This window comes from Streptomyces sp. SID11385, assembly GCF_010548245.1.
In the GTDB taxonomy this organism is placed as follows: domain Bacteria; phylum Actinomycetota; class Actinomycetes; order Streptomycetales; family Streptomycetaceae; genus Streptomyces.
On the sequence record NZ_JAAGLR010000492.1, the window covers coordinates 1 to 22,420 of the forward strand.

The 22,420-nt window shown below is 72.5% G+C and carries 16 protein-coding genes and 2 pseudogenes; 8 read left to right on the top strand and 10 right to left on the bottom strand.

Going from position 1 to position 22,420, the window contains the following annotated elements:
* The 4 genes and pseudogenes from G3I42_RS14895 to G3I42_RS14910 form a co-directional block, all read left to right on the top strand.
* Nucleotides 1–608, top strand: a pseudogene (locus G3I42_RS14895) (IS5 family transposase); the annotation flags it as partial.
* Between the two features lie 16 nt (nucleotides 609–624).
* Nucleotides 625–1,722: pseudogene (locus G3I42_RS14900) on the top strand (ABC transporter ATP-binding protein); the annotation flags it as partial.
* 327 nt (nucleotides 1,723–2,049) lie between these two features.
* Nucleotides 2,050–2,946, top strand: coding sequence for an alpha/beta hydrolase family protein (locus tag G3I42_RS14905; protein ID WP_164286167.1), 897 nt, complete (start codon nucleotides 2,050–2,052; stop codon nucleotides 2,944–2,946).
* On the top strand, nucleotides 2,943–4,562 hold the full coding sequence (locus tag G3I42_RS14910) for an FAD-dependent monooxygenase (protein ID WP_164286168.1): 1,620 nt from the start codon (nucleotides 2,943–2,945) through the stop codon (nucleotides 4,560–4,562). Before G3I42_RS14905 ends, G3I42_RS14910 begins: the two co-directional genes overlap by 4 nt.
* 71 nt (nucleotides 4,563–4,633) lie before the next feature.
* Here the strand turns inward: G3I42_RS14910 and G3I42_RS14915 are convergent, their stop codons facing one another.
* The 10 genes from G3I42_RS14915 to G3I42_RS38430 form a co-directional block, all read right to left on the bottom strand.
* Complete coding sequence (locus G3I42_RS14915; protein ID WP_164286170.1) at nucleotides 4,634–5,434, bottom strand: NmrA family NAD(P)-binding protein; 801 nt, start codon at nucleotides 5,432–5,434, stop codon at nucleotides 4,634–4,636.
* Nucleotides 5,435–5,594: 160 nt separating this feature from the next.
* Nucleotides 5,595–6,239: an NAD(P)H-binding protein gene (locus G3I42_RS14920; protein WP_164286173.1), complete on the bottom strand. Its 645-nt coding sequence runs from the start codon at nucleotides 6,237–6,239 to the stop codon at nucleotides 5,595–5,597.
* Nucleotides 6,240–6,306: 67 nt separating this feature from the next.
* Nucleotides 6,307–6,768 carry a hypothetical protein gene (locus G3I42_RS14925; protein ID WP_164286175.1) on the bottom strand — a complete coding sequence of 154 codons (462 nt, stop codon included), beginning with the start codon at nucleotides 6,766–6,768 and terminating at the stop codon, nucleotides 6,307–6,309.
* Between the two features lie 79 nt (nucleotides 6,769–6,847).
* Nucleotides 6,848–7,708, bottom strand: a complete 861-nt coding sequence (locus G3I42_RS14930; RefSeq protein ID WP_164286177.1) for a fumarylacetoacetate hydrolase family protein — start codon at nucleotides 7,706–7,708, stop codon at nucleotides 6,848–6,850.
* A 152-nt stretch (nucleotides 7,709–7,860) separates the two neighbouring features.
* A complete protein-coding gene (locus tag G3I42_RS14935) occupies nucleotides 7,861–8,298 on the bottom strand; it encodes a VOC family protein (RefSeq protein WP_203606832.1) in 438 nt (145 codons plus the stop codon).
* A 269-nt stretch (nucleotides 8,299–8,567) separates the two neighbouring features.
* Nucleotides 8,568–9,779 (bottom strand): acyl-CoA dehydrogenase family protein, encoded by a 1,212-nt coding sequence (locus tag G3I42_RS14940; RefSeq protein WP_164286179.1) that lies wholly within the window; start codon nucleotides 9,777–9,779, stop codon nucleotides 8,568–8,570.
* Between the two features lie 150 nt (nucleotides 9,780–9,929).
* Entirely contained in the window at nucleotides 9,930–10,472 is a 543-nt protein-coding gene (locus tag G3I42_RS14945; protein WP_239096460.1) for a flavin reductase family protein, read from the bottom strand.
* Nucleotides 10,473–10,530: 58 nt separating this feature from the next.
* Nucleotides 10,531–11,481 carry a dihydrodipicolinate synthase family protein gene (locus G3I42_RS14950; RefSeq protein ID WP_164286181.1) on the bottom strand — a complete coding sequence of 317 codons (951 nt, stop codon included), beginning with the start codon at nucleotides 11,479–11,481 and terminating at the stop codon, nucleotides 10,531–10,533.
* 15 nt (nucleotides 11,482–11,496) lie between these two features.
* The gene (locus G3I42_RS14955; RefSeq protein ID WP_164286183.1) at nucleotides 11,497–12,078 is read right to left on the bottom strand and encodes a VOC family protein; all 582 of its coding nucleotides are present in this window, start codon (nucleotides 12,076–12,078) and stop codon (nucleotides 11,497–11,499) included.
* 267 nt (nucleotides 12,079–12,345) lie between these two features.
* Nucleotides 12,346–13,035 (bottom strand): GntR family transcriptional regulator, encoded by a 690-nt coding sequence (locus G3I42_RS38430; RefSeq protein WP_164286184.1) that lies wholly within the window; start codon nucleotides 13,033–13,035, stop codon nucleotides 12,346–12,348.
* 529 nt (nucleotides 13,036–13,564) lie between these two features.
* Between G3I42_RS38430 and G3I42_RS14965 the strand changes: the two genes are divergently transcribed.
* The 4 genes from G3I42_RS14965 (at nucleotide 13,565) to G3I42_RS14980 (ending at nucleotide 21,724) form a co-directional block, all read left to right on the top strand.
* Nucleotides 13,565–15,922, top strand: coding sequence for a pyruvate dehydrogenase (locus tag G3I42_RS14965; RefSeq protein WP_164286186.1), 2,358 nt, complete (start codon nucleotides 13,565–13,567; stop codon nucleotides 15,920–15,922).
* Nucleotides 15,923–16,009: 87 nt separating this feature from the next.
* Nucleotides 16,010–16,201 carry a hypothetical protein gene (locus G3I42_RS14970; RefSeq protein WP_164286165.1) on the top strand — a complete coding sequence of 64 codons (192 nt, stop codon included), beginning with the start codon at nucleotides 16,010–16,012 and terminating at the stop codon, nucleotides 16,199–16,201.
* 224 nt (nucleotides 16,202–16,425) lie between these two features.
* Nucleotides 16,426–21,024, top strand: a complete 4,599-nt coding sequence (locus G3I42_RS14975) for a glycoside hydrolase family 2 TIM barrel-domain containing protein (protein ID WP_164286188.1) — start codon at nucleotides 16,426–16,428, stop codon at nucleotides 21,022–21,024.
* Between the two features lie 88 nt (nucleotides 21,025–21,112).
* Complete coding sequence (locus tag G3I42_RS14980; RefSeq protein ID WP_164286190.1) at nucleotides 21,113–21,724, top strand: DUF998 domain-containing protein; 612 nt, start codon at nucleotides 21,113–21,115, stop codon at nucleotides 21,722–21,724.
* Nucleotides 21,725–22,420: the final 696 nt, after the last annotated feature.

Below are 22,420 nucleotides of genomic sequence, written 5' to 3' on the forward strand. Positions count from 1 at the left end.
CTGCTGGCTCATGTCCAGCAGCACTCGGACGCGGTGGGTGAGGTCGACTGGACGCTGGTCTGCGTGGACTCGACGACGGTGCGGGCGCATCAGCACGCGGCCGGGGCCCGAAAAAGGGGCAGGTCCGGCCCGGTGAGGCGATCGGCCGGTCCCGCGGCGGGCTGACCACGAAGATCCACCTCGCCTGCGACGGGAACGGCCGCCCGCTGGCCTTCACCCTGACCGCCGGGAACGTCAACGACTGCACCCAGTTCGAAGCCGTCATGGCCGGCATCCGCATCAACCGGCCGGGCCCGGGCCGCCCCAGGACCCGGCCCGAACGCGTCGCGGCGGACAAGGGCTACTCGTCCCGGAAAATCCGCGCCTACCTTCGCAAGCGAGGCATCAAGAGCACGATCCCGGAACGACTCGACCAGATCAACGGCCGCCTCAGCAGGGGCGAGAGGCTGTGCGGCCTCGACCGTGCCGCCTACCGGCGCCGCAACCTCGTCGAACGCTGCTTCAGCAAACTCAAGCAGAACAAAGCCCTCGCCACCCGCTACGACAAACGAGCCCGCCACTACCAAGCCATGGTCACCCTCGCCTGCCTCCGCCTCTGGCTCCCCTGACTTTACGGACACGCCCTACGGCAACCTGCGCGTGGACACGCTGATCGCGCCCATGTCCGTACTGACCAACATCCTCGGCTTGGTGGTGGCCATCGCCTTCACCGGCGGGGGCGCGGGGGTCGAGGAGATCGTCGTGGCCTTCACGTACTTCTCCAACGCCAGCGCGATCATGTTCGACTTCAACCAGATCTACCGGCGCCTGGAAAGCTCGGTGACCGAGGCCGCGCAGTTCACCGAACTGCTCCTCGACCCGCCGACGGTCCTCGATCCACCGGACCCCGAACCCCTCGCCCCCACGGACTCCTCCGTCCGCTTCGAGGCCGTGACCTTCGCCCACGCCGGTGCGAGGCCGCTCTTCCAGGGCCTCGACCTGGACGTGCGCGCGGGTGCGCGGATCGGCCTCGTCGGCAGGTCCGGGGGCGGCAAGACCACGCTGACGCGGCTCCTGCTGCGGATGTCCGACATCGACGGCGGGCGCATCCTCGTCGGCGGTCAGGACATCAGCCGACTGCGCCAGCGGGACCTGCGCTCACTGATCGCGTACGTGCCGCAGGAACCCGCGATGTTCCACCGCAGCCTGCGCGACAACATCGCCTTCGCCCGGCCGGGGGCCACCGACGCGGAGGTCCGCGCGGCGGCACAGGCCGCGCACGTCACCGAGTTCGCCGATCAACTCGCCGAAGGCTTCGAGACGTTGGTGGGGGAGCGGGGCGTCAAGCTCTCGGGTGGACAGCGCCAGCGCGTCGCGCTCGCGCGGGCCATCCTGCGCGACGCCCCCGTCCTGCTGCTCGACGAGGCGACCAGCGCCCTGGACTCGGAGAGCGAGATCCTGGTGCAGGACGCCCTGTGGCGGCTGATGGAGGGCCGTACGGCGCTCGTCGTCGCCCACCGCCTGAGCACCGTGGCCGACATGGACAGCCTCGTCGTCCTCGATAAGGGCAGGGTCGTCGAACAGGGCAGCCACGAGGAACTGCTCGCCACGGACGGCGCCTACGCGAGGCTCTGGCACCACCAGTCCGGCGGCTTCCTCGGCGAGAACGCCGACGGACAGCCCGCCGAGGCCCCCTTCGGCACCCCCCGGAGCGGGCTGCCCGGACCGGCGGGGGTCCGCTGAGGGGGCGCCAGTACAGGGCGCGGGGTACGGGGCGCCGGTACGGGGCGGGACCGCCGTCCGTGTACGGGGCGCGCCTCGTCCAGCCCGTACGCGGCGCGCCCCGCACGGAAGGAGCCCGGCCGCCGGCCTCATGCCGGTGACCGGGCTCCCGCGCGGAGGCGCGTCCGCGTGAGGCCGGGCAGGCCCGGCGAGGACGCCGCTCCTTTCTCCGCCGCGCCACGAAAAACCTGTGCCGATGCCTTGCTGTTATCACATATACAGCCCTAGTCTCCCGGCAACCGGTCTCTGGCGCCCGGCTGTTCGGAACAAACACACAGGAGCCCTCTCATGGCAGCACCCCGCGAGCGATTGACCCTGGATGTCGGGGGCGTGAAGCTCACCGCGCTTGTCGCCCGCCCGGAGGCGGTGCCCGAGGGCGGTCCGAAGCCGCTGATCGTGGCGCTGCACGGGGGCACGTACACGGCCGACTATTTTTCGGTGGAGGGTGGTTCCGCCGGGTCGTTCCTCGATGTGGCCGCCGCGCACGGGCATGTGGTCTTCGCCTTCGACCGGCCCGGTTACGGCGGCAGCGCGGTCTTCCCGCCCGCGGAGAACACCTTCACGCGGCACGCGGAGGTGCTGACGAGTGCGGTGGAGGCGGTCGCGGAGCAGGAAGGCGCGACGCAGGTGTTGCTCGTCGGGCACTCCATCGGCGGGATGATCGCGTTGATGATCGCCGCGCGGGCTCCGCGGCTTCCGCTGGTGGGGGTGTCGGCGACGGGCATGGGCGCGGTGATACCTCCGGGCGGGGCCGCGGAGGCGCTGGCCGAGCTGCCCGCGGACGCGACGGTGGATCTTCCGTACGACCAGCGCGATCAGGTGATGTTCGGTCCGGCGGGGACGTTCCGGGAGGAGGCGGTGCGGCAGGCGCACGGGAGTTACGCGCCGACGCCCGCGATGGAGCTGATCCAGGCTCCCGCCTGGCCGCGTGAGCACTTGGGGGCGGTGGCGCCGGAGGTGCGGGTGCCGGTGCAGAACGTGCTGGCCGAGTACGACGCGTTGTGGGACAGCGCTCCGGAGAACGTGGCGCGATTCGCGTCGTTGTTCACGGCGGCGCCCTTCGTGGACGCGAGCGTGGCGCGGGGGACGGGGCACTGCCTCGACCACCATCTCCTGGGGTACGCGCTGCACTTGCGGCAGTTGGCGTTCGCCGAGGAGTGCGCGGCCCTGGACGGCCGGCGATGACCCGGACGCTGCCCGCGCGCGTCCCCGTCCTGATCGCGGGCGGCGGCCCCGTGGGTCTCGCCGCCGCCGTGGAGCTGGGCCGACGGGGCGTGAAGTGCCTGGTCGTCGAACCGCGTCGCACGGTCTCGCGCGCCCGCCCCCGGTGCAAGACGATCAACGTGCGCACGATGGAGCACCTGCGCCGCTGGGGACTCGCGGGGCGGCTGCGCGCGCGTGCGCCGTTGCCGGTGGACTGGTCCAGCGACGTCGTCTTCTGCACCTCGCTGAGTGGCTGGGAACTCTCCCGCTTCACGGGGGTCCTGGGGCTGGCCGACGAGGGCGACCGCTTCGCCGAGACCGGGCAGCAGGCCCCGCAGTACGTCCTGGAGGACCTGCTGCGCGAAGCGGTCGGCGAACTCGACGCGTGTCACCTCGCCCTCGGCGGGCGTGTCGTCGCCCTGGAGCAGGACGCCGACGAGGTGCGCGTCACGGTGGAGGACGAGGACGGCACCCGGCACGCCGTGGTCGCCGACTACGTACTCGGTTGTGACGGGCCGCGCAGTGTGGTGCGCGAGAGCATCGGCGCCCAGTACGTCGGCGGGAAGGCGCTCAGCCCCAACTTCGGGATGGTCTTCCGCAGCCGGGAGTTGTGGCAGCACGTGCGGCACGGGCCGGCGGTGCAGTACTGGGTGGTCAACTCGGTGGCGCCCGCGCTGGTGGGGCCGATCGACCGCGAGGGCACGTGGTGGGGCATCGCGTTCGGCGTCGACAAGGAGACCGGCACCCGGCAGGCGCGGCAGCTCATCGACGCCATGGCGGGCCGGGCGCTCGATGCCGAGGTCCTGTCGACCGACCCGTGGACCGCCCGCATGCAGGTCGTGGACCGCATGAGCCGCGGCCGTGTCTTCCTGGCCGGGGACGCCGCCCACCTCAACCCGCCCTTCGGCGGGCACGGGCTCAACACCGGTATCGGTGACGCGGTCGATCTGGGCTGGAAACTCGCCGCCGTCCTCCAGGGCTGGGGCGGCCCCGCGCTGCTGGACAGTTACGAGGAGGAGCGCCGCCCGGTGCAGGAGGCGGTGGTGAGGGAAGCGACCGCGAACATGCGTGTCCTCTCCACCGACCTGGTCGAGGGCGACCTCGACGCCGAGAACCCGGCGGGCACCCGCGCTCGCACCGCCACGGGCGCGCGCATCCAGGAGACCAAACGCGCCGAGTTCCACGCCCTCGGCCTCGTCCTGGACCTGCGGGTGGGCGAGGACTCCTCCGTCCTGCCCCCCGAGACCCCCGCCGGCGGCACGGCCGGTCTGCGCGCCGGGGTCCGCCTGCCCCACGCCCGCCTGACCGACGGCCGTTCCCTCTTCGACCTCCTCGGCCCCGCCCACACCCTGCTCCGCCTCGGGGAACACCCGGACGACGAAGGGCTCGTGGCCGCCGCCGCGGCGTGCGGCCTCCCGCTCACGGTCGCCGAGCCCGGGCCGCTCCTGAGCGCCGCGTACCGGGACGCGCTCGGCGCCCGGCTCGTACTCGTACGGCCCGACCAGGTCGTGGCCTGGTACGGGGACGCGGCGCCGGACGACCCGGCGCGGCTGCTGCGCGTGCTCGGCGGACACGTCCCCCGGGTGCCGGTGTCCTGAACGTACGGGCCTGGGGGGCCGTCCCGCACGGGGCGGCCCCCCAGGCCGCTCGGCCGCCGTCCGGCCGCCGCTCAGCCGCCGTTCAGCCAGTCGCGCACCTTCGCGTAGAAGGCGGCCACCTCCTCGGGGCGGTCGTCGCCGAGTTCGGCTTCCGGCACGACGAGGCGCGTCCCCGTGAGCGTGGTCTCCTCGTACACCGCGTCGAGGGAGAGGACGCGCCACTCGTCCGCGCGCCGCTCCACGCGGTAGTTGAGCCGCGCGTCCGCGAGGAGCCGGGCCCGTACCCCGTCGATCGTGACGGCGAAACGGATCGTGACGGGGGCCTCGACGTGCGCGCGGTCGCCGTGCACGCGCGCGGCGGGCGCGTGCACCTGGTGCGCGGCGAGCCGCGCCTCGTGCGCGAAGGGCTTGCGGTGCGTCCCGGCACGTACCGTCCCCGGCACGTCGATGTTCTGGAGGTAGTGCATCGGCTGGAGGATTGTGAACGGGACGGGCGACTGGAGCACGAACCGTTCGACGGCGAGTTTCGCCTGGTGGTTGAGGAGTGCCTCGATCTGCGGGTGCACGACGGAGAACTGCACGAAGTGGCCGACGCCCGCGCGGCGCGCCTCGGCGACGACGGCGTGCCCGATCTCCGCCTCGCGGTGGTGGAAGAGCGGGCCGATGTGCACGACCGTCTCGACGCCCGCCATCGCCTCGCGCCGCCGGGCGGGTTCGAGGAGGTCGGCGACGAGGGTTTCCTTCGCGCCGAGCGCGCGCAGTTCGCCGACCGAGGGGGCGATGTCGACGGCGCGGACGGGCTTGCCCTCGTGGACGAGTGCCCGCACGAGGCTGCGCCCGGTGCGTCCGGCGGCGGCGGTGACCAGAATCAAGAGAACCTCCGGTGGTCCCCGCCCCGGTCGCTCGCGCGCCCAGGCGGGAGGTGAACGGACAAGGACAGACGTGCTCGGGAGTCCACCGGGCGGCCGGGCGCCGTGCCCGGGGCCCTTGGGGCCGTCCCCGCGAGGGAGCGGCCCCAAGGGCCCGTGCCGCTCAGTGCGCGACGGCGAAGCGGGCCCTGCGGTGCGCCGGGCGCTCGATCTCGTCCACGAACGCGAGGGCGTAGTCGGCCCCCGAGATCGCCGACTTGCCCTCGGCGTCGTTCAGCGGCAGTTCGCCGCCGAGCTGGTAGGTGCCGGTCGTCTCGCCCGGTGCGTAGGAGCCGAAGCCCATCGGCGGGGTCAGCACGAACCAGTCGAGGCCGGCCTCGCTCGACAGCAGGGCCTGGAGCACCGCCTCGGCGACCTCCGAGTAGGGCCGGTACTGCGCGGGGTACTCGGGCAGCTCGAAGATCTTCGGGCCGTTCTCGGCGACCCGCAGGGTCCCGGCCCCGCCGATCACGCCGAGCCGTGCGCCGTTCTGCCGCGCCAGCTCGGCGATCTTGGCGTTGACCTCCACGAAGGACTCGGTGAGGTCGCCGCTGGGCGCGAGCGCCACCACGATCACCTCCGCCCCCGCGACGGCTTCGGCGAGCGCCTTTTCGTCGAGCACCGAGCCGGTGACGACGGTGACGTTCGCCTGCTCCGCGGCGGGCGCCGTGCGGCTGAACGAGACGACCTCGTGCCCGCGCGAGGCGGCCTCGCGGACGATGTGGCCGCCGGCGTATCCGGTGCCTCCCAGGACGGCGATACGGGTCATGCGCGCTCCTTCGACGGGCGCCGGACACGGTGTCGCGGCGCGGTGCGAGCCGTGGCGACCTCGTGCGTCACCGCGGGCTCTCGGCCGAGGTTACGAGCGGGCTCCCGCTTACCTGCACGTACGCTTCCCTTACCGCCGGGACGAGCGCCCGGGACGCGGCGAGGTCCGCCCTTTCGGCGCGCAGCTTGAGGATGTCCCCGGCCCGCCGGTCGGCCGGCACCTCGGGGGTGCGGGCGGCGACGAGGGCGTGGAAGTGCGGGTAGTTCTCGCCGAACATGAGCATGTACGTGGTCTCCGCGCCGGTGGCGAGGGTGACCGCCTTGACGAGGTCCCTGGCCCGGCGCCCGAAGGTGTCCGCCTCCTCGTCGTCGAGGCCGGTGAGGCGCTCGGTGTGGCGGCGGGCCCGCAGGAAGTACCAGCCGGGGACGTCGTAGCCGGGGACGACCTCGGCGGCCCACAGTTCGTCGCGGAAGACCACGTCGGTCTCCTCGGCGTCGTCCAGGCCGCAGATGAGGCAGTCGTCGTGCATGGGGTGTTTCCTTCCGGTGGGGAGGCTCCCGGCGCGGAGTGCCGCCGGGGGAGTGCGGGTGGTGCGCTCGGCGGCCGGTTCAGTCGCGGGCGCGGAAGCGGGTGGTGAGCGCGCCGATGCCCTCGATGCTCGTGACGAGCGTGTCGCCGGGCCGGAGGAGCACGTGCGGCTCGCGGGCGAAGCCGATGCCGGCCGGGGTGCCGGTGAAGATCAGGTCGCCCGGCCACAGCGTGACGACCGCCGAGAGCCGCGCGATCATCTCGGCGACGGGGAAGATCATCTGCTTGGTGCGGGAGTCCTGCATCGTGGTGCCGTTGAGGACGCAGCCGATGGCGAGGTCGTCGGCGTCCTCGAACTCGTCGGGCGTGACGACGGCCGGGCCGATCGGCGAGAAGCCGGGGAAGGACTTGCCGAGACTGAACTGCGGGGGCGCGGGCGGCCCGAGCTGGGTGTCGCGCTCGGAGAGGTCCTGCCCCACCGTGAGCCCGGCGACGTACTCCCAGGCGTCCTCCGCCACGATCCGGTGGCACTCCCTTCCGATGACGACGACCAGCTCGGCCTCGAAGTCGTTCGAGCCGGGCGGGAGGGCGACCTCGGCCTCGGGGCCGGTGATCGAGGAGGGGAACTTGGTGAAGACGACCATGGAGCCGGGGGAGGTGTCAAGGCCCGCTTCCTCGGCGTGGTCACGGTAGTTGAGGCCGATCCCGAAGACCTGCCCCGGCCGTGGCACGGGTGCCCCCAGCTCCTTGCCGTCCACGGCGCGGGCAGCTGACTGGCGTACTTCCGCAGGCAGTTGGGCCGCCCACTCGCGCAGCTCGTCCCAACGGGCGTACGCGGACTGGGGTTCCGCCTCGAAGCGGCCCCCGCTCGCCTCCGCGACGTCGATGACCCCGGAGTCGGTGAGCAGCCCGAGCCGCCCGGCCGCGTTGACAATGCGCATACGGTCTTCCTCCCAGCGGCGACGGCGCGCCGCGGTGTGTGGGGTGTGTGATGTGTGGTGTGCCGTGCGCCCGGTGGAAGGGGCACGGCGGTGCGTACGGGCACGGCGGTACGGGGCGCCGGCCGGGGCCGGCCAGGAACCGCCCGTGCGGCTCAGCCCATGACCGGCGCGGGCAGCTCCGGGCTCACCCGCAGGGCCCAGGCACGGGTCTGGATCTCCTCGGCGGGGGTGCCCGCCCTGCGCGCCTCGATCATCAGCTCGGGCCGGAAGAGGACACCGATGGGGTCGGCGTCGTACTCGGGGCCCTCCATGCAGGCGGTGGCCGCCTCGGCGGTGGCGAAGTTGTCGACCTGCATCTCGACCTTGTTGCCGTCCGGGTCCTCGTAGTAGAGCGAGGTGGTGACCCCGTGCTGCACCGGCTGCCAGGGCTCGATGCCCTGTTCGCGCAGCTCCTGGTAGCGCTCCAGGAGGTCGTCGAGGTGGTCGAAGGTGTACGCGACGTGGTTGACGACGGCGGCCCTCGGTGATGTGCGCTCCAGGTCCGGCAGGTCGGCGAGCGCGATGCGGTGGTGCTCGTCGTCGAAGGTCAGGAAGTCAGCCCGTGCCCCTCGTAGACGACGTGGGCGAACTTGGGCGCGGCGGTCATGCGGGGCCTCCGGTACGGGAGCGGGGGTAGGGGAAGGGCGGGCGGCGAGGGCTCAACGGGCACCCCACAGCCGTGCGTACGTGTCGCGGAAGGAACCGTCCGTGAACCACGTACCGGGCCCTCCGGGATGATCGATATATGTGATAACAAGCGGCCCATCCCGTGCCCTCGCACGGGGAGAGGACCGTCACCGCTCGCTGAGAGCCCCGGGACTCACAGCATCGGCGTGATGTTGTCGCCCTCCGCGAGCAGCGCCGTCCCGTACATCTCCAGCCCCACGTCCGGGACGATGTACGCGTGCCGTCCCGCGACCGCCGAGTCGCGCCAGTGCCGCTGGATCTCGTTGCGCTCGGCGAAGCTCGCCGCGCCGTGCGAGGAGAGCAGGATGTTCATCGCCTTGCCGACGCTCTCCACGATCCACCCGGCGGCGGCCCGTGCCCTGGCCCGTTCGCGCGCGTCGGGGTAGGTGCCCTCGGCGGCGGCCTTGTCGATCGCGTCGACCGCGCGGTAGGCGTGGAGTTCGGCGGTCTCGATGAGCATCGCGGCCTTGGCGATCTGCCGACGGAAGACCGGGGACTCGGACTGCGTCGCGTAGAAGGTGTACGTGAGCGGCTTGGTCGCCGCCTTGCCGGTCACGATGTCGAACACCTTGCGCGCCATGCCGATCTGCGGCGCGGAGATGCCGATGGCGAGCGAGGGCGTGAAGGCGCTGCGGTAGAGCGACTCCTCGGTGTGCTCGGTGCCGACCTCGCCCTGCCACGCCCTGGGCGCCGAGATGACCCGGTACTCGGGGACGAAGACGTCCCTGGCGATGAGGCAGTTGGAGCCAGAGGAGCGCATCCCCGCGACGAACCAGCTCTCCTCGAAGTCGAGTTCGCTGCGCGGGATGAGGGCGAGCCCGTGATCGAGCGCCTCACCGTTCTCGTCGACGAGCGGCATCCCGAGCACCGCCCAGTCCGCGTGCCAGGAACCGGAGTTGTAGTACCAGCGCCCGGTGACCCGGTAGCCGCCCTCGGCCTTCACCGTCTCCGCGCTCGGCGTCAGCACACCGGAGACCCGCGCGCCCGGCGTCCGCTTCCACACGTCGTCCTGCGCGCGCTCGGGGAAGAGCCCGGCCATCCAGGCGCACTGGTTGCACAGCGCCACGACCCAGGAGGTGCCGCCGTCCGCCTCGGCGACGGCCGCCGACACCTCGATCTGCGCGCGCATCGGAAGCTCGTAGCCGCCGTAGCGCCGGGGCTGGCCGATCTTGAAGGCGCCCGCTTCGGTGAGCACCTCGATGCTCTCCTCCACGACCCGGCGGTCCTCTTCGCCCTGCGCGGCGTTCTTCTCCAGGATCGGGTGCAACTCCCTTACCCGGGCGACCATTTCCTCGATGGTGGGGATGATCCCGGTGGCGGGCGCCTCGGTGGTGGCGGATGCCATAGTGCCTTCTTTCTCAAGCATTCCTGGAACAGTGGATCGTGGCGGGTGCCCGCGCGGGGCACACCCGCTCGGCGGACCGCCGCGCGGTTCGCGATGTCGGTACGGAGCCGGGCCGGCTCGGTGGTCGGGCCGCTCGGCGGTCGGGGCGGCTCAGCGGGCCAGCGCGGCCAGGGCGTCGGTGATCGCGGGGCGGCGGCGTTCCTCGTACCGGGAGTGGGTGCCGAACGTACGGTGCGCGTAGACGAGCGGCGGGAGTTCGGCGCGGCTCGCGCCGACGACGTGCCCCAGCAGGAGCAGGTGGTCGCCGCCCTCCACCGCTTCGTGCAGTTCGCAGGCGAGCCAGCCGGCCGCTCCGTTCAGGCGTGGCAGCCCGTCCTCGGTGTGCCACTCGCAGCGGCCGAAGCGGTCCGCCTCGCGCGAGGCGAAGAGTGTCGCCAGCTCCGCCTGGGCGTGGCCGAGGAGGTTCACGCCGAAGCGGCGCGCGGCGAGGATCTGCGCCAGGACCCGCGAGCCGCGGGCGAAGGCGACGGTGATCAAGGGGGGTTCCATGGAGAGCGAGGCGAGCGAACTCACCGTGGCTCCCGAGGGCTTGCCGTTGTGGTCCGTCGTGGTCACCACGGTGACCGGGGCGCAGACGCCCGCCATCATGTCGCGGAACAACCGTGGTGCCACGCCGCTTCGTCGCGGGTCCATCGAGTACTCCTCGCTCGGTTCCTGCCACCGCGCCGCCGGGACGGACGGCGCGGCCTCCTCAGGTGAGGCCCTCGCTCTCGCGCAGGCCGAGGGAGTCGGCCAGGGCGGCGACCGCCTTCGTCTCGTCGTCGCCGAGGGCGGGATAGGGCTTGCGGGGGTGGCCCCCGGGGTGCCCGAGAGCGCGCAGGATCGCCTTGTAGACGACGACGCGCGGCAGGCCGTGCTCCGCCACGAAACCGGAGGTCCCGCTCCACAGCCGGGTCACCTCGCCGTACAGCGCGGCGACCTGTGCCCCCTCGCCCCCGGTCAGCGCGTCGTGCAGCCCCCGGCACAGCCGGGGCGCGATGTTCTGGAGGTTGTCCAGCTCGGCACGCGCGCCCACCAAGTGTGCGAAGACCGCCTTCTGGGTTATCGTCAGCACCGTGGTGTGCGGGACGAGCCGCTGGGTGAGGGCGGCCACCCGGTGCTGGTCGGGGTGGTGCGTGAAGACCCCGATGACGTGCGGGTATTCGCGTACCTGCGCCTCCAGGACCTCTCCCGGCACCTCGAAGCCGGTCATGAAATTGCTGGAGAGCACCACGGGCACCGCGGTCGCCGACAGGACGTCGGCGTAGAAGCTCCGCAGCATCGTGGCGTCGGGGGCGAAGGAGTGCCCGAGGGTCGGGGGGTGGAGCTGGACCGCGTCCGCGCCGCGTGCGTACGCCTCGCGGATGAAGCGGAGGTTGTCGCGCGCGGTCGGGTACTCGCGGTTGCTCGCGACGACGGGCCCCGCGGTGCCCGTCTCGCGCACGAGTTCCACGGTGCGCAGGATCTCGGCGTCGCTCATCTGCACGCCTTCCTCCGTCGCGGGGCTGGCGGGCCAGAAGCCGACCCCCTCGCGGGCCAGCCACGCGACGTGGTCGCGCAGGGCGCCCTCGTCGAGTGCGCCCGTACGGGTGAAGGGGGTCAGCCCCATCGCGTAGGAACCCGCCGGCAGCCGCTTGTCCACGGCTTCGCTCCGGGTGGGCATCGTCCGGCCGCCCGCTCAGTTGCCGCCGTGCATGAGCTGGCCCATGGGGTCGGGCAGTTCCTGCGCCAAGGCCCAGGAACGGTCGGAGAGTTCCTCGGTGGAGGCGCCGGCCCGGCGGTCGGCGAGCAGCTTCTCCGGATCGAAGGAGGGGCCGACGGAGTCGCCCGCGTACTCGGGGCCGCGCATGTAGGCGGTGGCGTCGTCTGGCTCGGCGAAGCGGTCGATCTGCATCTCGACGAGGTTGCCGTCGGGGTCGCGGTAGTACAGGGACGTCGTCACGCCGTGCGCGATGCACACGGCGGGCAGTACGCCGTTGTCGCGGAGCTTGACGTACCGGTCGAGGAGGTCGTCCAGGTTGTCGAAGGTGTACGCGACGTGGTGCATCGCGGCCGTGTCAGGGGTCTTGCGCTGGAAGGGCTCGGGCGTCGGGGGGTGCAGGAGGGCGACCCGGTGGTGCTCCTCGTCGAAGGTGATGAAGGACAGCGCCTCGTCCGAGTAGACGACGTGGCCGTCCAGAACGGTGCAGTACCAGTCCCGCATCTCCTGCGGCTGGGACGTCTGGAAGACGACGTGGGCGAATTTGGGGCTCGCTGCCATGGCGGGATCTCCCTGGAATTGTGCGCTGACATGCGCTGGACCGCGGCAAGGGCCACTGCCGCGGCAGGCGCCTGCGATGCGGAACACCGTAGCGGTGATATGTGATAACAGAAACCCTCCGGAGCGACTTCTTTTACGTCCTCGCAATGTCCGGGTGCTGCCGGAAGAGCCCGGGCGGGACGCGAACTGACGGGCGGTACGGTCGCCCACGCCGCTCGGAGGCCCGTGCCCTACCCGCCGTGAGCTGGGGTTTCCCGCGGGCGGGGGTCAGTCCGCGATGGGGGCTATGCCCTGCTGGGCGATCTCCTCGTTGACGTCGAGGTGGTGCATGACGGCCTGTGCCGCGCGGACCGGATCGCGGGTCATGACGGCTTCGAGGAGGTCCGCGTGCGCCAGTTCGCGGCGGCGCGGCTCGTCCGGATTGTCGTCGCGGCCGCCGAAGGCGAGGCGGATGTACCGCTCGGCCGCGTGCCACAGCATGCCGAGGATGCGCAGGTCCCAGTGGGTCGCGGCGGGCCGCAGGAGATCGAGGTGGAACTCGTGGTGCGCCGCGTAGATCTCGTCGAGCCCGAGCGCCTGCTCGCCGAAGAGGGCGAGGTGGCCGGTGAGCCGGGCGTGGTCGTGGCGGGTGAGCAGGACGCAGGCGCTGCCCACGAGTTCGGGCTCGATGCGGCGGCGCAGGCGGTAGATGGCGGCGAGGTCCTCATGGCTGAGCGGGGCGACGACGGCGCTCTTGCCACGCGCCGTGATGACGAGCCCCTGCCCCTCCAGCTGGCGCAGCGCCTCGCGGACGGGAATGATGCTGACACCGAGCCGGCCGGCGATCTCGCGAAGGGAGAACTCCTGGCCCGGGCGCAGGTCGCCGGCGAGGATCGAGCGCCGGATCTCCTTCGTCACCTGCTCGACGATCGACACTGCCGCCACGCGGCGCACGCCGGACGTACTGACACCCGTCACGACGGCCCTCCCCTCGGGGCAGCTCTTCACCTGTTTCGCGCGACACCTATCTCATGCGGCGCATTGATGTTATCAGGCATATCGATGCCCTGTCCCCCCTCTTTTTCCGCCACTTGGCGTGATGCCGCCGGTTGGCGTCGGCTCGCCCGACGCTCTCCGCCCCCGAGAAGGGCCACCCTCCTCGGCATCCCGCCGGTCACCGGCGGGGTCGAACCCCGCGCACTTGAGCATGATGCGCACCTTCCCGGGCGCCGACCAGGAAATCCTGAGCAGTCCGCACTGTTATCACGCCGGTTCTTGCGCACATTCGGAGCGGGTGGTGTGCTCGTGAGCGCCGGGCCGACGGCCACCACGTGACAGGCCCGTCCCCCGGTCGCACCGCCCGCGGAGCCGCACCCTCCAGGCATCCGCCGCTCACCCCGCGGCACCCGCCGCCCCCTTTCCCGCGCCGCGTCACCCTTCATCTCCCTTCCCACCCGACAACCCCGGCCCGCCGCCCCGCGCGGCGGTCGCGAGGAGGTCTGTTCCCATGACCACCGCCCAGGTCGGGGCCACCACGCCCCAGGCCCCGGTCCACCCGCCCGAGCCCGCCCGCGCGCACGGGGACTTCGAGGCCCTGCGCGCGATCGAGGACCGCGTGCTGTGGCTGTCGAGTGCGATCGTGCACCACGCCAACCGGGTACGGCCCAACCCGAGCGGCCTCAAGGTCGGTGGCCACCAGGCCTCCTGCGCCTCGCTCGCCTCGATCATGACGGCACTGTGGTTCCGCCACCTGCGCCCCGAGGACCGCGTCTCGGTCAAGCCGCACGCCTCGCCCGCCCTGCACGCGGTCAACCACCTCCTCGGCCGCCTCGACGCCGCGTACCTGCCGACCCTGCGCGCCTTCGGCGGCCTCCAGAGCTACCCCAGCCGCTCCAAGGACCCCGACCCCGTGGACTACTCGACGGGGTCCGTCGGGATCGGCGCGACAGCGACCATCTGGGGTGCGCTCGCCCGCCGTTACGCATCAGGCGAGCCCGGCACGCCACGCGGCAGGCAGTACGCGCTGCTCGGCGACGCCGAACTCGACGAGGGCGCCGTGTGGGAGGCCGTCCTCGACCCGCAGACCGCCGGCCTCGGCGAACTCGTGTGGATCGTCGACCTCAACCGCCAGTCCCTCGACCGCGTCGTGCCCGGCATCGCCGCCGACCGGCTCCAGGGGATGTTCGCCTCGGCGGGCTGGCAGGTGCTCACCCTCAAGTACGGCACGGAACTGGAGGAGTTGTTCGCGAGGCCGGGCGGTTCCGCGCTGCGCTGCCGGCTCGACGCGATGCCCAACGCCGAGTACCAGCGACTGCTGCGCCGTACCGATGCCGAGGTCCGCGAACTGCTGCCCGGCGAAGGCCCCGACGCTCCCGCGATCGCCGCGCTCCTCGCCGCGCTCGACGACGCGGGCGTGGGCCGGGCGCTGCGCAACCTCGGCGGCCACGACCTCCCCGCGCTCGACGCGACGCTCGGCGCGGTCGACGACGAGCGGCCCACCGTGATCTTCGCGTACACGATCAAGGGCTACGGTCTCTCCAGCCAGGGCCACCCCCAGAACCACTCCTCGCTCCTCACCGACGCCCAACTCACCACGCTGGCAGCCCGCGTGGGCGCGGACCCGCAACGGCCCTGGGAGCCGCTGCCGGCCGGCTCGCCCGCCGCGCGGCTGTGCGCCGAGGCGGGGGAGCGGCTGCGCAGGGAGCCCGTGCCCGTACCGCCGCCCGTCCCCGTCCCCGCCGACATCGGCCGCACGCCGAATGGGACCGCGACGACGCAGGCCGCGCTCGGCCGCGTCCTCCTCGACCTCACGCGCGCCGCTCCCGAGACGGCCCGTCGCGTCGTCACCGTCAGCCCCGACGTCAGCTCCAGCACCAACCTCGGCGGCTGGGTCAACAAGGTGGGCGTGTGGGCGCCGCAGGAACGCGTCGACTGGTTCGGCGACGACGCCGAGACGCTGCTGCACTGGCGCGAGAAGCCCACCGGGCAGCACATCGAACTGGGCATCGCCGAGACGAACCTCGTCGGCCTGCTCGGCGAGCTGGGCGCGACCTGGAGCCGCTGGGGCGAACCGCTGCTCCCCATCGGCGTCCTCTACGACCCGTTCGTGCAACGAGCGCTGGAACCATGGTCGTTCGGCATGTACGCGGGAGGGCGCTCGATCCTCGTCGGTACGCCCTCGGGGGTCACCCTCGCCCCCGAGGGCGGGGCCCACCAGTCGATCACGACGCCCTCGCTCGGCATCGAACAGCCGGGCTGTACGACCTGGGAGCCCGCCTTCGCGCTCGACACGGAGTGGGTGCTGCTCGCCGCGCTCGCGCGGCTCACCGCGCCGGACGGCGGCTCGGTGTACCTGCGCCTGTCGACCCGGCCCGTCGACCAGTCGCTCGCCGACGTGCCCACCGATCCCGCCGCCCGCGAGCGGCGCCGCCGCCAGGCCGTCGCCGGCGCGTACGCGCTGCGGCGTGCCGAGCACCCGCGCGTGACGCTCGCCGTGATGGGCGCCCTGGTCCCCGAGGCGCTCCAGGCCGCCGACCGGCTCGCCGCGCAGGGTGTCGGCGCGGACGTCGTGTGCGTCACGAGCCCGGGCCTGCTCTTCCGCGCCCTCGACGCGCGCTCGGGGCACGGGCAGGCCGAGAGCTGGGTGCTCGACCAGGTCTTCCCCGCCTCCCGCGCGACCCCGCTCGTCACCGTGCTCGACGGGCACCCGCACACGCTCGCCTTCCTCGCGAACATCCACCGCGTGCCGCTCAGCACCCTCGGCGTGACCCGATTCGGCCAGTCCGGCGCCCTGGACGAGGTCTACCGCTACCACGGCATCGACGCGGACAGCATCGTCGGAGCGGCCCTGGACCTGACGGACTGACGCCCCCTGCCCCAGCCGCGCACCGCCGGCCCCACCAGCCGACGCCCGGTGGACCGGCGTGCGCACCGACCGGAAGGAGTACGCACCATGAAGGCCCTGAGCGGAGTCGCCCGCGTGTGGTCGGGGGCCCGTCCCCGGCATGAACCGACGCCCCCGCGGCCACCCGCCCGCGCCCCCCACCGTGCCCTCGGCGGCCGGATCGGTGTGGTCGCCCCGCTCCCCGTACCGGAGACCTCCGCGGCACCGGACGAGGAAGTGGTGACCTCGCGGGACGGCTGAGGGGGACTGGCGGCGCTGAGGGGCGGGTGGGTGAGGAGGTCCAACTCTCCTCACCCGCCCGCCCGTTGCGTCGTGGCCAAGAAGCGCCGAGCCGAGGGGATTGATGCCGTCCGGACGCTAGGCGACGCGGGGTGTGGTGGATTACGTTCGAGAAAGTTCTTTCCTGAGCGTTTCCTGTGCGGTTCTGTGAGTGGAGCCGCAGCCACGCGAGAGGTGAGCCCGTCATGCCGCACCGCCGCATGTTCCGAGGACTCGCCGTGCTGGCGGTGACCGCGGCGCTGAGCGCCGTGTCGCTGCCCGCGACGGCGGCCGATCCGGCACCACCCGCACCACCGCCGGCCGATGTGTACCAGCTCCTGGAGAACCCGGAGATCACCGAGGTGGGCCAGGAGGCCCCGCACGCCGACCTCACGCCCTACGCCGACGCGGCGGCGGCGCGCAGGGGGAGCGGGAAGAGCCCCTGGACCAAGTCGCTCGACGGCGACTGGAAGATCCACATGTCCGACCGTCCCGAGGACGTGCCGAAGAACTTCTACACGGAGGGCTACGACACGAACGGGTCCGGCTGGCGCGACGTCAGCGTCCCGCACACGTGGCAGACCGACGGCCTCGACCACCCGGTCTTCCGCAACATCCCCACGGAGATGTACCCTGACGACCCGCCGAAGGTCCCGCACGACGTCAACCCGACCGGCGCGTACGTCCGTACCTTCGACCTGCCGAAGGACTGGCGGGACCGCGAGACCTTCCTCCGCTTCGAGGGCGTCACCAGCGGCAACCTGACCTGGGTCAACGGCCACTACGTCGGCTACGACCAGGGCGGCTACACACCCGCCGAGTACGACATCTCGCGCTACCTGCACCCCGGCCGCAACACCCTCGCCGTCCAGGTCCACCGCTGGGGCTCCGGCTCCCACCTGGAGGACTACGACCAATGGCGGTTCGCCGGCATCTTCCGCTCGGTGCACCTCTACTCGACCCCCGCCACGCACGTCCAGGACGTCACGATCCGCACGGGCCTCGACGCGAAGTACCGCGATGCCACCCTCAGCGCTGACATCGATGTCACCGCTCCGGCGGCCGGAACGGCGCCCGGCAAGGTCACCGGCGCGCTCTACGACCCGCACGGCCGCAAGGTGACCGCCGTGTCCGAGCCCGTCGCACCGGCGGACGGCGCGGCGAGGGACGGCGCGGCGAGGGCCACGCTCAAGGCGCGGGTGAGCAACCCGGCCAAGTGGACCGACGAGACACCGAACCTCTACACCCTCGTCGTCTCGCTCACCGACGCCAAGGGCCGTGTCACCCACACCACGAGCCAGCCCGTCGGCTTCCGCCGGATCGAGGTCAAGGACAAGAAACTCCTCGTCAACGGCGAACGCATCCTCGTGCGCGGCGTCAACCGGGCGGAGACCGACCCCGACACCGGCAGACACGCCACCCACGCACGCACCGCGTCAGACGTCGCGTTGATGAAGAGCCTCAACCTGAACGCCGTGCGCACCTCGCACTACCCCTCCGACCTCTACTTCTACGACCGCGCCGACACCGAGGGTCTGTGGATCGCGGACGAGGTCGACATCGAGACCCACCACCACGACAACTGCCCCGACAACTGCCTCGCCGACAAGCCCGAATGGCAGAAGGCCTTCCAGGACCGGGCCACCGGCCTGTACGAGCGGGACAAGAACCACCCCAGCGTGCTGATGTGGGACACCGGCAACGAGGCGGGCCTCGGCAAGGCGCACTACACCATGGCCGACTACCTCAAGAAGAACGACCCCGGACGGCCGCTCTACCACCAGTCCAACACCCCTGACGGCGACGCGCCCTACGCCGACATCTGGGGGCCGCGCTACCCCTCGCCCGACAGCCTGGAGGACAAGGCGAAGACCACGGAGAAGCCGATCGTGATGGGCGAGTACGCCCACGCGCAGGGCAACTCCCTCGGCAACTTCCGCGAGTTCTGGGACGTCGTCCGCAAATACCCCGAAGTCCAGGGCGGGTTCATCTGGGACTGGGCCGAACAGAACCTCAGGCAACCCCTCGTCACCACCCCCGACTCCTCCGGCAACGACATCCTCACCTACCTCACCGGAAAGCCCGAACAGGTCACCGGGCACAAGGGCAAGGCCCTCAAGCTCTCCGGGCTCGACGACTTCGTCGAGGTCTACCGGGACGCGAAGCTCGACGCGGTCTCCGGCGCCCTCACCGCGGACTCCTGGGTCCGGCCGGACGACTGGACGGGGGACTTCACCATCGTGGCGAAGGGCGAACACTCCTACGCCCTGCGCATGAAGGACAAGAACACCCTGGAATTCGCCGTCCAGGGCACGGACGGCAAGCCGCACAGCGCCACGGCGCCCGTGCCCGGCGACTGGTACGGGAACTGGCACCGCGCCTCCGGCACCTTCGACGGCAAGACCGTCACCCTGCTGATCGACGGCAAGCAGGTCGCCACCGAAGACTACGCGGGCACCGTCGCCTACTCCGCGCAGCCGGTCAACATCGGCCGCAACGCCGAGTCGGGCCAGGAGAACATCAACACGCGCATGGCCCACGGCACCATCGACCAGGTCCGCGTCTACCACAAGGCCCTCAGCCCGGCCCAGTTGGCCGCCGACCCCGCGCGCGAGGCCTTACTCGCCCTGGACTTCGACAAGTTCACCACGAAGGGCACCTACGAGACCTACGGCTCCGGGATCGGCGGCGTCGACGGACTCGTCGGCACCGACCGCACCCTCCAGCCCGAGACCCGCGCGCTCGCCGCAGTGCAGGCCCCGCTGCGCCTGTCGCAGACCAAGGACGCACAGGGCGAGACCGTCCCCGGCGGCATCACGGTGCGCAGCGAGCGCGCCTTCACCGGCACCGACGACCTCGCCCTCCAGTGGTCCCTGACCGAGGGCGCCCGCACCCTCGCCAAGGGCACCCGCGCCCTCGCCGTCCCCCCCGGCGCCGAGACCCGACTCCAGCTCCCCGCACCCCCGGCCAACCCGAAGGACGCGGACCGGCAGCTGACCGTACGGGCCGTGCAGAAGACCAGGACCGACTGGGCACCCGCCGGACACACCGTCGCCGTCGAGCAGTTCGACGTCGGCGGCCACCAACTGGCGGGCGTGGTAAAGGCGCAGGCCCCGGGCGCGGTCCGCGCCGTGACGACCGGCGACCGCGTCACCGCGACCGGCGACGGCTTCTCGTACACCTTCGACCGCAAGAGCGGCGACCTCACCTCGATGAAGGCCGCGGGCAAGGAACTCCTCACCCGTGGACCGCGACTCGACGCCTGGCGCGCGCCCCTCAGCAACGAGACCAACTCCGAGGACGGCGCCTGGCGGGACGCCGGGCTCGACCGCCTGCGCACCACACCCCAGGCCGTCGACGTGGGCGAGGAGGACGGAGCCGTCGTGGTGACCGTCCGCAGCACCGTCGCGGCCCCCGGCGTCAAGGGCTCCTCCTTCGCCCAGACCCTGCGCTACACCGTCACCGGCAACGGCGAACTGCGCGTCGACCACCGCGCCAGGGCCGAAGGGGCCGCCCGCTCCGTCCCGTACCTGCCCCGCATCGGCCTCACCCTGCAACTCCCGCAGCAATACGACCAGTTCAGCTGGTACGGGCGTGGCCCCGAGGAGAACTACGACGACCGCGAGGACGGTGCGCCCACCGGCGTCTACCACACCGGCGTGGACGAGCAGTTCTCCGGCTACCTGCGGCCCCAGGACTACGGCAACCACGAGGAGGTGCGCTGGGCCGCCCTCTCGGACGGCAGGGACGGCGTGCTCGTCTCCGGCGACGGCGAGAACTTCTCCGCCGGAGTCACCCCGTACGAGGACATCGACCGCGCCGCCTACCCCTTCGCCCTCCGGCGCAGCCCCCAGGGCAACACGTTGCACCTGGACCACGCGGTGAGCGGCGTCAGCGAAACCTTCCACACCGTCATGCCGAAGTACCAGGTGAGCGCGTCGAAGGAGTACGCGTACAGCCTGCGGCTGCGGCCCCTCACCACCACCGAGGCACGCGGCGGGGCACCCCAGGGGCCCGTCGTGTGCGCACCCGAGGCGCGCCTCGACCCGGCGGGCACCTCCGTGCCGCCCGGGGAGTCCACGACGGCGAAGCTCACCGTCCACAACCCCTGCGACCGGCCGCTGAAGGACGCCACCGCCTCGCTCGGCCTGCCCGCCGGGTGGAGCGCCGACCCCGCGGTGCCGCGGCTCGGCGACGTACCGGCGGGCGGGGACGCGAGCACCGAGGTCCGTCTCGTCCGCGGAGAGGACGAGGAGAACGGGAGCCGGCTGATCGTCGCGACCGTGACGGCCGGCTCCACGGGCGGCGCCCGCGTCAGCGCCCGCGCCTCGGCCGAAGTGTTCGCCACCCCGCCCGCGCCCACCGGCACCACGGCCGTCTCCGACCTCGCCCTCCTCAGGACGGACAACGCCTGGGGCCCCGTCGAGAAGGACGCGAGCAACGGCGAGGACCGCGCGGGCGACGGTGGCCCCCTCACCCTCGGCGGCACCCCCTACGCCAAGGGCCTCGGCGTGCACGCCGAATCCACCGTCGAGGTGTACCTCGGCAAGGCCTGCACCACCTTCACGGCCACCACCGGCATCGACGACGAGACGGGGGACAACGGCAGCGTGATCTTCGAGGTCCTGGCGGACGGCAAGAAGGTCTACGAAGGCCACAAGCTCACCGGCGCCGACGCGCCCGTCCCCGTCGAGGCCGACGTGAGCGGCGCCGACCGGCTCACCCTGCACGTCGGCGACGCGGGCGACGGCAACGCGCTCGACCACGCCGACTGGGCGGAGGCCACCCTGCGCTGCGGCACCTGAGCACCCTCGCGCGCTCGGCCGGCCACGACGGGCACCCCGCCCGCCGTGGCCGGCCGCCGCCGCGAAAGGTCTCCTTTATGGTGCTTCGATGCGACACATTCCCTGGTGGGCCCTGCTCTCCGCCTGCTGCGCCCCGGTCGTGCTCGTCGGCGCGTGGGCGATCGCGCAGGTCCTCCAGGGGCCCGGCTACGACCCGGCCGTCCGGACCATCAGCGTCCTCGCGTCCCACGGCGCCCCCGGCTACTGGCTGATGACCGCCGCCCTCCTCACCCTGGGCAGTTGCTACGTCGTGACCGCCTGCGGCCTGCGACCCGCCGCGCTCCCGGGCCGCGCCGCCCTCGCCGGCGGCGGACTGGCCGCGATGGGCCTGACCCTCGTCCCCGCACCGCTGCGGGGCGGCGACCTCGGCCACGGCACCGTCGCCACCACCGGCTTCGTCCTCCTCGCCGTATGGCCGGTCCTCGCCGCCGAGCGCCACGCCCCGCACGCCCCGTGGGGCCTGCGCCCGCACGTCACCGCGGTAGCGACCGCGACCATGGCCGCCGGGGCACTCCTGCTCCTGCTGACCCTCCTGCGGGGCTGGGCGCCCGGCGTCGTCGAACGCGCCCTGACCTTCGCGCAGGCCCTGTGGCCGCTCCTCGTCGTCCTCTCCTGCCCGCGGGCGAGCAGGAGCGCGGGACGACATCACTCTGGAGAGTGACGGGGCTTTCCGTCGCATACCGGGACGGGATATGAAGAAGCACCTTGAAGTGCGGGAAACGGGTGCAATGGCAGGGTTCGTCGCACGGTACGCGCGAACACCGGCAGGTTCTCCGAGGGCACGGCCCCGGCCCACTGCGGGGAACACGTCGAAGCGGGGGACCGCAGCCGTGCTCGGGGCCGGACTCGTCGTCATCGCGGGCGCCGCGCCGGAGGCACGACCGGCCTGGGACTCCGTCATGAATGGCGACTCCTCCGCCGACGGCGTCCTCGTCCACTCGCCCGACAGCAAGCGGGAAGTCGCCGGACATGCAAGGCGTCCTCCTGGACACGCCACCCTGGCGGGCGGACGACCTCGACGCGCCCGTCCCCGGAAAACGCCAGGACGGCGGCCCGCAAACGGCCGGCGACCTCTGGGCCCGGGCCGTCACACACCGGATCGGCCCCACCGCGTAACCCTCCCGCCCCACGCGGGCGCGGACTGCTCGCGGCCGGCACCACGACCACCGGAGAAAGCCATGGCCCGCACCAACACCTCGCACGCCGACCTGACGTACGCACAGCCCGCGCCCTGGCTCGGCGCCCTCAGCCTTCTCCTGGTGGCCCTGGGCCTGTTCCCCATGGGCTGACCCCTCGGGCGGGGCCGGAAGCACGGCGCACCCTGGAATCAGGCCGGGACGAGGTGAACGCCGGCGAG

Coding starts and splice junctions, on each gene's coding strand:
- G3I42_RS14975 (WP_164286188.1), top strand. CDS start 16,426: ATGCCGCACCGCCGCATGTTCCGAGGACTCGCCGTGCTGGCGGTGACC.
- G3I42_RS14955 (WP_164286183.1), bottom strand. CDS start 12,078: ATGGCAGCGAGCCCCAAATTCGCCCACGTCGTCTTCCAGACGTCCCAG.
- G3I42_RS14925 (WP_164286175.1), bottom strand. CDS start 6,768: ATGCACGACGACTGCCTCATCTGCGGCCTGGACGACGCCGAGGAGACC.
- G3I42_RS14930 (WP_164286177.1), bottom strand. CDS start 7,708: ATGCGCATTGTCAACGCGGCCGGGCGGCTCGGGCTGCTCACCGACTCC.
- G3I42_RS14910 (WP_164286168.1), top strand. CDS start 2,943: ATGACCCGGACGCTGCCCGCGCGCGTCCCCGTCCTGATCGCGGGCGGC.
- G3I42_RS14940 (WP_164286179.1), bottom strand. CDS start 9,779: ATGGCATCCGCCACCACCGAGGCGCCCGCCACCGGGATCATCCCCACC.
- G3I42_RS14970 (WP_164286165.1), top strand. CDS start 16,010: ATGAAGGCCCTGAGCGGAGTCGCCCGCGTGTGGTCGGGGGCCCGTCCC.
- G3I42_RS14980 (WP_164286190.1), top strand. CDS start 21,113: ATGCGACACATTCCCTGGTGGGCCCTGCTCTCCGCCTGCTGCGCCCCG.
- G3I42_RS14950 (WP_164286181.1), bottom strand. CDS start 11,481: ATGCCCACCCGGAGCGAAGCCGTGGACAAGCGGCTGCCGGCGGGTTCC.
- G3I42_RS14965 (WP_164286186.1), top strand. CDS start 13,565: ATGACCACCGCCCAGGTCGGGGCCACCACGCCCCAGGCCCCGGTCCAC.
- G3I42_RS14945 (WP_239096460.1), bottom strand. CDS start 10,472: ATGGACCCGCGACGAAGCGGCGTGGCACCACGGTTGTTCCGCGACATG.
- G3I42_RS14920 (WP_164286173.1), bottom strand. CDS start 6,239: ATGACCCGTATCGCCGTCCTGGGAGGCACCGGATACGCCGGCGGCCAC.
- G3I42_RS14905 (WP_164286167.1), top strand. CDS start 2,050: ATGGCAGCACCCCGCGAGCGATTGACCCTGGATGTCGGGGGCGTGAAG.